Source organism: Bacillus sp. FSL K6-0923 (assembly GCF_038630825.1).
GTDB lineage: Bacteria > Bacillota > Bacilli > Bacillales > Bacillaceae > Bacillus > Bacillus pumilus.
Genome location: NZ_CP152044.1, coordinates 245,866 through 257,566, shown reverse-complemented (window position 1 = coordinate 257,566; position 11,701 = coordinate 245,866). Strand labels below are relative to the sequence as shown.

At 44.2% G+C, this 11,701-nt stretch carries 9 protein-coding genes; 7 read left to right on the top strand and 2 right to left on the bottom strand.

What is annotated here, in order from left to right; translation table 11 throughout:
• Positions 1-62 precede the first annotated feature (62 nt).
• From mmuM to MHI16_RS01430, 3 genes are all read left to right on the top strand, one after another.
• Positions 63-1,001, top strand: a complete 939-nt coding sequence (mmuM, locus tag MHI16_RS01440; RefSeq protein ID WP_058015207.1) for a homocysteine S-methyltransferase — start codon at positions 63-65, stop codon at positions 999-1,001.
• A gap of 46 nt (positions 1,002-1,047) precedes the next feature.
• Positions 1,048-2,451 carry an S-methylmethionine permease gene (gene mmuP / locus MHI16_RS01435; RefSeq protein WP_061406635.1) on the top strand — a complete coding sequence of 468 codons (1,404 nt, stop codon included), beginning with the start codon at positions 1,048-1,050 and terminating at the stop codon, positions 2,449-2,451.
• A gap of 121 nt (positions 2,452-2,572) precedes the next feature.
• Complete coding sequence (locus MHI16_RS01430) at positions 2,573-3,193, top strand: hypothetical protein (RefSeq protein ID WP_058015205.1); 621 nt, start codon at positions 2,573-2,575, stop codon at positions 3,191-3,193.
• Positions 3,194-3,537: 344 nt separating this feature from the next.
• Here the strand turns inward: MHI16_RS01430 and MHI16_RS01425 are convergent, their stop codons facing one another.
• Both MHI16_RS01425 and MHI16_RS01420 read right to left on the bottom strand, forming a co-directional pair.
• Positions 3,538-4,020 (bottom strand): hypothetical protein, encoded by a 483-nt coding sequence (locus MHI16_RS01425; RefSeq protein ID WP_144463172.1) that lies wholly within the window; start codon positions 4,018-4,020, stop codon positions 3,538-3,540.
• 108 nt (positions 4,021-4,128) lie between these two features.
• Entirely contained in the window at positions 4,129-6,798 is a 2,670-nt protein-coding gene (locus MHI16_RS01420) for a S8 family peptidase (RefSeq protein ID WP_144463174.1), read from the bottom strand.
• A 241-nt stretch (positions 6,799-7,039) separates the two neighbouring features.
• Here MHI16_RS01420 and MHI16_RS01415 point away from each other — a divergent pair, with 241 nt between their 5' ends.
• The 4 genes from MHI16_RS01415 to mngB are packed head-to-tail and all read left to right on the top strand — an operon-like array spanning position 7,040 to position 11,671.
• Positions 7,040-7,498 (top strand): PTS sugar transporter subunit IIA, encoded by a 459-nt coding sequence (locus MHI16_RS01415; RefSeq protein WP_058015202.1) that lies wholly within the window; start codon positions 7,040-7,042, stop codon positions 7,496-7,498.
• A complete protein-coding gene (locus tag MHI16_RS01410) occupies positions 7,495-7,824 on the top strand; it encodes a fructose PTS transporter subunit IIB (RefSeq protein WP_007498438.1) in 330 nt (109 codons plus the stop codon). Before MHI16_RS01415 ends, MHI16_RS01410 begins: the two co-directional genes overlap by 4 nt.
• 36 nt (positions 7,825-7,860) lie before the next feature.
• The gene (locus MHI16_RS01405; protein ID WP_034664325.1) at positions 7,861-8,979 is read left to right on the top strand and encodes a PTS fructose transporter subunit IIC; all 1,119 of its coding nucleotides are present in this window, start codon (positions 7,861-7,863) and stop codon (positions 8,977-8,979) included.
• Positions 8,980-9,007: 28 nt separating this feature from the next.
• The gene (gene mngB / locus MHI16_RS01400; protein ID WP_058015201.1) at positions 9,008-11,671 is read left to right on the top strand and encodes a mannosylglycerate hydrolase; all 2,664 of its coding nucleotides are present in this window, start codon (positions 9,008-9,010) and stop codon (positions 11,669-11,671) included.
• Positions 11,672-11,701: the final 30 nt, after the last annotated feature.

Sequence of the window (11,701 nt, the reverse complement as noted above, 5' to 3'; positions counted from 1 at the left end):
TTTAAACTACTGCCTCATATCATATCCATCATTTCCGACTAAAAAGGAGGGTGTTCCATTCCATGAATCCTATTCAAAGCCGCTTACAGGCTCACGCACCTTTAATTTTAGACGGTGCACTTGCAACAGAGCTTGAACGAAAGGGCTGTAATTTAAACGACAGTTTATGGTCCGCCAAAATACTAATTGAACAGCCAGAATTGATTCAGCAAGTACATTTGGATTACTTCCAAGCCGGAGCTGACTGTGCCACAACAGCGAGCTACCAAACGACGATTGATGGCTTCGCTGAAAAAGGCTATTCAAAAGAAGAAGCCATTGACCTAATGAAACGATCTGTCACTTTAGCAAAAGAGGCACGGGACCTTTTTTGGCAGGATGAAGCCAGTCGTAAAGGGCGGACAAAACCATTTGTTGCAGGATCTGTGGGGCCATTCGGCGCTTATTTATCTGATGGTTCAGAATATAAAGGAAATTACGGGCTTACAGAGCAGGCACTCATTGATTTTCATAGACCAAGGATTCAGGCATTAGTAGAAGCTGGTGCAGATATTCTTGCATGTGAAACGATCCCTTGTCTCATTGAAGCAACGGCCATTGCAAAGCTGCTGCAAGATGAATTCAGTGATGTATCTGCTTGGATTACATTCAGTGCGAGGGACGACCTTCATATCAGTGAAGGTGATTTGCTCAGAGAATGTGTACACGCACTAGAACCTTATGAACAGATCGCTGCTGTTGGTGTAAACTGTACGCCGCCGCAATTTATCTCTTCTCTCATTCAAGAGATGAAAAAGGGGACAAGCAAGCCGATTGTCGTGTATCCAAACTCAGGGGAGTTATATGATCCCGAAGAAAAGGTATGGAGCGGAGATACGCCTCAGCATACATTTGGTGAATGTGCGCATCAATGGTATCAAGACGGCGCGCATATCATCGGCGGCTGCTGCCGGACGACCCCAGAAGATATCACGGACATCTTAAGACTTACCACATCATAGCAGCATGAATTATCACACATACTTCTAAGCAAAAGGGCGGGAAGACATGGAACAAGCAAAAGATCAATCACAACAATATCAACGAAAAATGACGAGCCGCCACCTGTTCATGCTTTCTCTAGGCGGGGTCATTGGAACAGGGCTCTTTTTAAGCTCTGGGTATACCATCAATCAAGCAGGACCCGCGGGAACGATCCTTGCCTATCTTGTCGGGGCATTAATTGTGTACCTCGTGATGCTCTGTTTAGGCGAGCTGTCTGTCGCAATGCCGGTTACAGGGGCCTTTCATACGTATGCAACAAAATACATTGGACCTGGCACAGGCTACACAGTTGCTTGGCTGTACTGGCTGACATGGACAGTGGCACTCGGATCGGAATTTACAGCGGCAGGGCTTTTAATGCAGCGCTGGTTTCCAGACACATCGGTTTGGATGTGGAGCGGCGTCTTTGCTCTTCTCATCTTTTTACTCAATGCGTTTACAGTTAAGTTTTTTGCAGAATCAGAGTTTTGGTTTTCCAGCATTAAAGTAATGGCTATTATTCTCTTTATTATCCTTGGCGGAGCTGCGATGTTTGGCTTGATTCCATTAAAGGGCGGTGAGGCCGCTCCGTTCTTTTCTAACTTCACCGGGGAAGGCGGTCTTTTCCCAAACGGCTTTTTACCGATTTTAATGACGATGCTGGCCGTCAATTTCGCTTTTTCAGGTACGGAGTTAATTGGGATTGCTGCGGGTGAAAGCGTCAATCCTGACGAAACCATTCCAAGAGCGATTCGCACTACCGTACTGCGGCTTGTCTTGTTTTTCGTTGGAACAATCGTGGTCTTAGCCGGCTTGATCCCAGTGGAAGAAGCCGGGGTGATCAAAAGTCCATTTGTTGTGGTGTTTGATCGCATCGGGATTCCATATGCCGCAGATTTCATGAATTTTGTCATTTTGACAGCGATCTTATCTGCCGCAAACTCTGGACTATACGCGTCATCCCGTATGCTCTGGTCACTTTCTGAGGAACGGACACTGCCTAAGAAACTGGCGAAGCTGACATCAAAAGGAATCCCTTTGAACGCACTGATTTTAAGTATGATCGGCGGGATTCTTTCTTTGTTATCAAGTGTCATCGCACCAGAAACGGTTTACCTTGTCCTTGTTTCGATCTCAGGACTTGCCGTTGTGATCGTGTGGATGGGGATTGCTGCCTCACAATTTATGTTTCGGAAACGTTTTTTACAGGAAGGCGGACAGCTCCATGATCTTACATTTCGAACCCCTCTCTACCCAGTGGTTCCGATTGCTGCCTTCTTCCTGTGTCTTGCCTCTGTGATCGGCATTGCCTTTGATCCAAATCAGCGGATTGCCCTTATCTGCGGCATTCCCTTCATCGCGCTCTGCTATGCTGCCTATTATGTGACAGCTTGGATTCAGAAAAAACGTGAAGAACCTGGTGTATAACGCCAGGTTTTTTCTATGATAATAGTCTTACAAAAAAGGATATCACTAGTAAAAGAAGCACACTTTGGTATATGATAGGAATCTATGATTTTCAGGATGAACCAAGGGAGTTGTCACTAATATGGAAATGACCATTACAAGAGCATTAAGTGAACTGAAAATGTTAGATAAGAGAATCAACCGAACCGTTGATGAAGCCGTACTTGGTGGATTGATGATCGGGAAACATATACAGCACGGGTTTCAACATCAAGAAGAAATCGAAAAGAAGGCGAAGGCTGATGACCAATCGATTCAAGCATTAATCAAACGCCGGAATGCCATTAAATCAGCCATCGTTGTGTCGAATGCGACAACAACGATTGATGTAGCGGGTGTCAGCATGACAGTGGCAGAAGCGATTGAACGGAAGACATCGATAGAATATGATATTCGTTATTTACGGAAATTGAAAAAGGTATACACAGAGCTAGTAGACAAAGCAGAACAGACCAATGAAGAGGTAAAGAAGAGGCTCGACCAGCATTTAGAAACCTTGTTTGGGAAAGACGGAAAAACACAAGCGGCTGCCAACCAAGAGATCGTCAAGTCGTTCCTCGCTGAAAATGAGGCGACAATCATCGATCCGCTTCATCTTCGAGTGAAGATTGAAAAGCTTTCGACCGACATTGAGGATTTTCAAATGGAAGTTGATTTTTCCTTGTCAGAGAGCAATACACTAACGAAAATACAGATCGATTAATCAATTTTGTTAGTGAGCCGAAAATCGATAGAACTAAACACCTCCGAGGGAAAGGTCCTTCCCTCCTCATCTGATCATCTCTGGATGATCCTTGATAAAAGCTCAAAGCTGAAGGTTCAAGGATCAACGTTCAAGTGTGAAAGTTCTTATCCATCAGAGCTCAGAATTAAAAGTTAAACGCTCGATCGAATCTGGGAGTCACGGCTCATGAGTGTTTGTTTATCGACTCTTTCGGTTGCCGCCCAGCAGGTTTGCTAACAAAAAGAAAAGGATGTCACATGATGACATCCTTTTTTCTATGAAAAAAACGACAAGGCTTCAGCCAGGTCGTCTCCCCCAGCAAATTAGTTACGTACTGTATATGCCAAATGGTACACACTTGTGACATTTGAAGATAGCTTGATGTCGTTTGAAGTGAACGTCACTGGAACGATATCGTAGTAATGTGTAGACCAGCCTGCATTATTGTATGTTTGGTAGCCTGCACCTGCAGGAACTTGAAACGTCAGTGAAAATTGTCCATTCTCGTCTGTTGTGCCTGTCGCTGTTTGAGCATATGATTTAATTGCTGCTTCAAAATAAAGCTGGATCGGCTGATTGGGCATAAGATTTCCACTTGTATCTTTTAGTGTTCCTTTAAACGTAGCTGGATAATAAGAGCCCACGCGATATTTACTGCCATAGCCGTAATTCACTAATCCACTATCGGCTGCTGTAACACTTGTTACTTGTACGGATGCTGGTACTGCTCCTTTTTCCTCAGCATGTGCAAATGTTGGGAATACGAGAAGCAATGATAGAAAGAAAGCAAACATGATTTTTTTCATCGATAAATCCTCCTTTTTTTTCCTACTATATTACTATCGACATTAATTGGTATTTTTCCAGTAACAAACAAAAAAACTTCCCTTTTTTTAGAAAGGGAAGCTCTCCTCTTACTTTTTCACAACAACAATCTTCGCCGCTTTGCTTTCTCTTTTTCTCACATCTGATGCAGTCACATATAAGACTGTTTTGGCTTTTTGCGGTTTTATTTGGGCAGTAAATGCGCCCTTGTTATTTGTTTTTACCGTTTTGATGACTTTCTTTGATTTGTTTTTTACTTTAATGGTCAATCCTGCGCCCGCAGTCCCTTTGATCGTTTTACTTTTGACCGTTACTTTGCCCACTTTCGGCTTAGCTGGTGCTTTGCCTTTTTTGACGACTGTTTTGAGCGTCGTTGCGGCCTTTCCTTTTGAAATCTTAATGTGAAGGACTTTGTTTTTGTTCTGATGCTTGATCTTCACGCTAAAGGTTCCATTTTTGCCCGCTGTGCCTTTTCCAAGCAGAGTTTTGCCTCTATACACAGAAATAGCAGCGCCAGCCTTTGCCTTACCTGTCACCTTTTGATGCTGATCCTCCACTTTGCTGACAGATGCATTTAGTTCGACAGCACTTAAAGCAGCAAATGCATTCAGTCTACCATGTCCTGTCATCCAATCGATCCCTGGAATTTTTGGATCGACAATAGGCTCTTCATTTTCATCATAGAAAACGTCATCTGTTCCATCAACAGATGTAAAAGAGATATTATCGGCTGTGCTTTGCAAGATATTCCTTACTTGATTCGGCTTCAAGGTTGGATTTTTAGAAAGCAGTAATCCTGCTGCTGCTGCCACATATGGTGTCGCCATTGATGTCCCGCTCAGATATGAGACATTCCCATCTGGCATTAAGCTTGGAATATCAGATCCTGGTGCAGACATGCTCAGTCCTTTACCATAGCTTGAGAATTCAGCGGCAATATCCATACGGTTGCTTGCACCAATAGCCATTGCGTACTTTGATGTCGCAGGATAGCCCATTTCTGGAACGCCATCATTTCCACTCGCCACGACCACTAGTACATTTCTTTGAGCTGCGTAGTTCATTGCATATTCAATTACGCGGCTGTAGTAGCCGCCAAGGCTCATGTTGATGACCTTTGCACCTTTATCCACTGCATGCTTGATTCCAAGTGCAATATGCTCTGTATCTCCAAAACCATAGGCATCCAGCACCTTCACCGGAATGATGCCCGTATGTTGGTTGAGACCTGCCATCGAGTAATGATTATCGGCCTTTGCAGCAATGATGCCAGCCACATGCGTACCGTGTCCATTGTCATCAATGGCATCTTTGTTTCGTCCAATGAGATTCGCACCTAAGTCCGTACGAACAGTCCCGCTCAGATCCGTTAAACGACTGTCTACACCTGTATCCACAACAGCAATCAATGTTTGCTTCATTTTGCTTGTGCCAATCAGTGTGTTCATTTGTTCAAACTTCACATCAGCGCCTTTTTTCCCGCTGTTTTGCGCACTGTTTTTCAGGGGCCACTGGTATCCATACTGCACATCATTGCTCAGTGCACGATACGTTTGAACAGGCTCTGCGAATTCAACATTCGGCATGCTGGACAGCTTTCTCGCAGTGCTTTTAATCACAGCTTTGCCTGCTTTTAAAGTCTTTCCAGCTGATTCTTGCCCTGCTGGCACATCATAGACATACATTCCTTTAAACAAAGGACTTACTGACTGCGATGTCACACGGTTTTCTTGGATTCCATAGCTTTTCATCTTCTTTTTCGCAGATTGAAGCGTTTGCCCATCCTTTAGTTTAAAAATGATTTTATTCGTCTTCACTTTCTCTTCTTTTACAAGCTTTTGCTTTTCTAATACATAACCGATCGACTTTCCTTCAAGCTGATTGATGCCAATCTGTTGACTCACTGCTTCTAATTCCTTTTTTAAATAGGCAGGACTTGCTCCTTTGAGCATATCAAAAAGGGAACGGATCGCCTGTTGTTCTTTCTCTGTCACAATATGACCGCTATATGCACCATTTTTCTCTACGTCATTTAGCAGTGACTTTAATGTCAGCAAATGATTGTATACCTTTTGCTGCTCATTTTTTTGTTTGATGAGCTTTGATTTGAGAAATGGCTTTGTTTTTTGAAGCACACGGCTCAGCTTCTGACCATTTGGTGTTTCATTAAAACGTTTATCTTCAATTGTACGAATCGACTGAAGAATTTCGCGCCCGTACTTTTTCTCTATAATAATGATGTCAGGCTCATCGTCTTCAGGGAAAACGGGTTCAGAAGGCGGTAGGTTAGCTCCTTTATACCCGATTGTATATGCTGCATCCTCTTCCTCATCACGGCTGTCTTCCTCCGACCCTAAGTAGAGCACTTTAACATAATAAGGACCTGCCCATGCATGCGGGAAATCGATCTCTGTCTCTCCACTTGCAGTGTCCACACGATATCTCGAATAAGTGTCATCCTTCATCGCTCTGTCTTTACTTGGATAGACCGATACAGATAACACTTGTTTACTTTTGACAGTAACTTTCATATGTGTATCTTTTGCCACCTCTTGTGCAGATGGCGTGATTTGGTACCATGACTCTTCCATTTCATTCTGTAATGTCCCTGAGATGACTTCACCATTTTTTAACCCAATGGCTTCATTGACATTTGTTCCTTTACTGGCAGCTGCTGCCTCGTATCCAGGTAATGCCGCCATACAGAGAATGATGGCCATGAGTACGATTACACAGGATTTGACCTGCTTTTTGAACATGAAAAGACCCCCTTATCTTTTGTAACACCTTGGAAGAATATCACAGAAATGCATTTAATAGAATCTGTTTATTACATAATTAAACTCGTTTTAAGCTAGGATTTGAGATAACAGACTGCAAGACGAATAGCTTCATAAACTTTTTGCCATTTCAAACGGAAAATGATGCTATTTAACCATGCCGAAAAGTACATTACAATCAACTTGTAAGCGCTTAACAAACAAGAGAGAAGGGATCAGCTTGTTCCAAAAAGATCATGTTTTCACACAAGTAAACGGACGATCAAAGAATGAGATTTTACAATACATTGCCGAGAAAGCTGAAGACCTTCAGATTACAAACGATCAGGCGGGGTTATTATCAGATTTGTTGACTCGCGAAGACGAAGTCTCAACAGGACTTCAGCAAGGCTTCGCTATTCCTCATACAAAAAGCTCCGCTGTACAATCGGCTTCACTTCTTTTTTTAGAGCTAGCACAACCGATTGAATGGGGCAGCTTTGACGATTTGCCCACAAGCTATTTATTTACACTGCTCGTTCCATTAGAAGAAGCAAATATCACACACCTGAAATTACTGTCAGGGATTGCGACAAGCCTCATGGAACCGGCTTTCATCGAAAAGATACAACCAGGTCAAGCCGCTGACTATTATTACGAAGTCATTGAACAACAATTGAAAGAGGGGATTACACAATGAAAATTGTCGGTGTCACTTCATGTCCAGCAGGGTTAGCTCATACACCAATGGCAGCAAAGGCGCTAGAGAATGCGGGTAAACAGCTCGGCCACGAGATTAAAATCGAGCAGCAAGGGATTATGGGACAGGTAAATGGCATTACAGCAGAGGAAGCAAAGCAGGCAGACCTCTGCATCATTGCCTCCAATCAGCATATCAACGATGCGGAACGTTTCTCAGGCATTCCCACAGTACGTGTCGAGATTGGACGCGCCTTAAAAAATGCCGAGCAAATCATCACAAAAGCTGTAGCACTTGTTGAAAAGAAAAAATCTGAATCTCAATAAACGTGAGCAATGCCATATAGAAAGGAGCAAAGCAAAATGAAAGCAAAATTAAAAGTCATTGAAGGCCATCTCATGACCGGTATTTCTTATATTCTTCCTGTCATCATCGGCGCCTCCCTTATCGTTGGTTTAGCAAAACTAGTCGGATTAGGATTTGGTGTTTCAGATTTAAACGCCTATAAGGATGCTGGCGGCATACTGCACGGCGCCTATTTAATGGAGCAGGTTGGCTGGACAGGCATTGGCTTAATGAACGTCCTGCTCGCTGGATTTATCGCCTATTCGATTGCGGATAAATCAGGGCTTGCAGCCGGCTTCATCGGCGGTGCCCTTGCCAGCTCAACGAATGCTGGATTTATCGGTGCCGTTATTGCAGGCTTCTTCGCAGGATATGTCGCTCTTTTTGTAAAACGAAAAATTCAAATTCAAGGCTCCGCAGCCGGACTTGTTCCTCTGCTCATCTTACCGCTTATTACCGTTGGCTTAACTGGACTTCTCATGTCCGTTCTGCTAGGCGGGCCATTAGGCGCTTTGAACACGGCTTTAATTGAATGGATCAAAGGTATGGTCGCTGACGGGACAAGCACACTCGCACTCGCTCTGATTTTAGGTGCGATGATTGGCTTTGACCTTGGAGGACCAGTGAATAAATCTGCTTGGATGGCCGGTAACGCGCTCTTCCTATCAGGCGTCTACCTTCCTGCCATTCTCGTCAATATTGCGATTGTCATTCCGCCGCTTGGATACGGGCTTGCGACACTGATTCGAAAACGCAACTTCTCTCCAACCTTTAGAGAAGCAGGACGTGGCGGTCTTGTCATGGGCATTATCGGTATTACAGAAGGGGCGATTCCTTTTACCCTTGTCAATCCATTAAAATTGATTCCGCTCAATGTTGTCGCATGTGCTGCTGGAAGCGGGGTTGCTGCATTATTAGGTGTTCATGACATCATGCCGCCAATTGGCGGGCTATACGGCTTCTTCTCAGTCGGAAACTGGTGGGCCTATTTAATCGGAGCCCTCACTGGCGCACTCGTCATCGGTATTGGTGCCAACCTGCTTGTCAATTTCTCTGAGAAAAAAGAACCAAAAACGCCTGAGCATGATCAGAAGCAGAAAGAAGAAGACGATTTTGACCTTGTACTAGAAGGATAATTTGCACATAGAAAGGTGTCGTTGATCAATGACTGTCAATGTACATGTGATTCCACATACTCACTGGGACCGGGAATGGTATTTCACCACCTCCCGCTCCCGTATCTACTTAATGAAAAGCGTAATGGACATTTTAGACACCCTTGAAACAGATGAAAGGTTCCATTATTTCATGCTCGATGCCCAGGCATCCTTATTGGATGATTACTTGAAATGGCGCCCTGAGGATGAGAATCGAATCAAAAAGCTCGTCACAGCCAAACGTCTCATCATCGGTCCATGGTATACCCAAACCGATCAGCTCGTCATTTCAGGTGAATCCATTGTACGGAACCTGCAATATGGAATTGAACGCTGTCAGCAGTTCGGTCATGTGATGAAAGTCGGCTATGTTCCTGACTCCTTCGGTCAATCCGCGCAAATGCCTCAAATTTACCGCGGATTTGGCATTGTCGATACGGCTTTTTGGCGCGGCGTTTCAGATCATATGACGAATCACACCGAATTCAATTGGAAAGGTGCTGACGGCAGTGAAGTCTTTGCGGTGAACCTGCCATTTGGCTACTACTACGGTGGAAATATTCCTGAAAAGGATGAGGACTTACAAGCCTTTTTATCTGAAAAAATCGGTGCGCTGCAAGCAAAGGCCACCACAAAGAATGTCTATTTCCCAAATGGCTTTGACCAGGCGCCAATCCGCAAAAACCTGCCTGACTTATTAGAAAAAGCCAATGATCTTGACGAGCACCACTATCAAATCAGCAGTTTAGAAGATTACATCGCAGCTGTGAAAAAAGAACGGACATCTTTTGAAACATTAGAAGGTGAGCTCATTCATGCAAAGCATATGCGGATTCACAAATCTATTTTTTCAACACGGGCTGATTTAAAAATCTTAAACAATCAAATTGAAAACTATCTCGTCAATGTGATGGAGCCTATCCTCACGATCAGCTATTCACTCGGTCACGACTATCCGCATGACACGGTTCGTGATATTTGGTATCTCATGTTTGAAAATGCAGCGCATGACAGCATCGGCGGATGTAATAGTGATACGACGAATCAAGACGTCTTCTTCCGCTACAAGCAGGCAAAGGAAATCGCCGAGAACCTTGTGGACCTGCACATGCGTCTCATTGCGATTCGACTGCAAACTGAGCAAGACATCACACTCACGTTATTTAATACATTGCCTTCAAAACGTTCTGAAGTCATTGAAGTCGAAACCTTTATCACCGAACGTCCATTTACACTAAAGGATGCACATGGGAGAACACTTCAGTACACAGTGAAAAGCAAAACCGATGTCACAGATTATGTGCTGGCACAGCAAATTTCTCTTAACCCAAGTAAAGAAGTGTACATGCCAAAGCAGGTATGGAAAGCCGTTTTACTGATCGAAGCCGCCAGCTTACCATCCGTTGGTTATACACAAGTCAGCATGGTTTTCGGTGAATCGAGCGAATCCGCATGGGAACAAACCGAAGGACATGCGGTTGAAAATACGTATTACCGCATTACGGCAAACGACAATGGATCGCTGGACATCACAGATAAACAAACTGGCCAGACATTCTCTGAGCAAATGATCTTTGAAGACAATGGAGACGATGGGGATTCCTACAACTATTCCCCGCCGCGCGAGGATCTGTATGTGTCATCCAAGGAACTTTCTTCGGCAGACATCACAGTGTCTAAAAGCGGCTTGCAAGAAGAGCTCACCATCCAGCTTACTCTCACGGTTCCATATGACTTAGAAGAGCGCTCTCAGCACGCAGTCACGACTTCACTCCCGATTACAGCGAAGGTGGCATTAAACAAAGATGAGCCTGTCATCCGTTTTCATGTCGATGTCGACAATCATGCGTTAGACCATCGTCTGCGTGTCCTCTTTGATACAGGTATCGCATCAAAAGTATCATTGAGCGATCAGCAGTTTGGAACCATCGAACGCCCAACTGAGCTCACGCAAGAGCTTGAATGGTGGAGCAATGAACATTGGGAAGAAAAACCGATCACCATTGAACCGATGCAATCCTTTACTGCACTTCGTGATGAAGCATACGGTGTCGCGCTGTTGACGGACTGCGTGAGAGAATACCAGATCACAGGAGAAGACTACACAACGATCGCGTATACGCTCTTCCGCTGTTTCGGAAAAATGGGGAAAGAAAATCTTCTTTACCGTCCAGGACGCGCATCTGGCGAAAAAATTGTTGAGACACCTGACGCTCAGCTGCAAGGGGCACTGTCGTTTTCATTTGGCATGCACTATAGCAAGGATGCTGTCAGCGAGGGGCACTTAGCGCAGCTTGCCAAGCGGTATACCACCCCAGTTCAATGCTACGAACGGGCAGACTTTTTAAACGGTCGTTTAATTTTCTCTTTCCGAGATGAAAAAGAAGACTTACAATCTACTTATAGCCTGCTTGACATTGAGACAGACGGAGCCATTCTAAGCGCTCTGAAAAAAGAAGAGCATGGAACTGGCATTGTCATCCGTCTCTTCAATCCATATTTAACGCGTCAAACAGCCGCTTCAATCAATAGTTCATCTCTACAACACGGAGAAACAGCGAATTTAGGCGAAACACCTGAAGGACATGTACTCAAAGCACAACATGGATCATTACACATTGAACCGCTCACACCTTGTCAGGTACAAACCTACATTGTAAAGAAAAAATGAACATGTAGGGGCGGGATCCATTTGGATTCC

Bases quoted from the DNA above. Each gene is read 5' to 3' on its own strand.
- mmuM (WP_058015207.1), top strand. From the start codon at position 63: ATGAATCCTATTCAAAGCCGCTTACAGGCTCACGCACCTTTAATTTTA.
- mmuP (WP_061406635.1), top strand. From the start codon at position 1,048: ATGGAACAAGCAAAAGATCAATCACAACAATATCAACGAAAAATGACG.
- MHI16_RS01430 (WP_058015205.1), top strand. From the start codon at position 2,573: ATGGAAATGACCATTACAAGAGCATTAAGTGAACTGAAAATGTTAGAT.
- MHI16_RS01425 (WP_144463172.1), bottom strand. From the start codon at position 4,020: ATGAAAAAAATCATGTTTGCTTTCTTTCTATCATTGCTTCTCGTATTC.
- MHI16_RS01420 (WP_144463174.1), bottom strand. From the start codon at position 6,798: ATGTTCAAAAAGCAGGTCAAATCCTGTGTAATCGTACTCATGGCCATC.
- MHI16_RS01410 (WP_007498438.1), top strand. From the start codon at position 7,495: ATGAAAATTGTCGGTGTCACTTCATGTCCAGCAGGGTTAGCTCATACA.
- MHI16_RS01405 (WP_034664325.1), top strand. From the start codon at position 7,861: ATGAAAGCAAAATTAAAAGTCATTGAAGGCCATCTCATGACCGGTATT.
- mngB (WP_058015201.1), top strand. From the start codon at position 9,008: ATGACTGTCAATGTACATGTGATTCCACATACTCACTGGGACCGGGAA.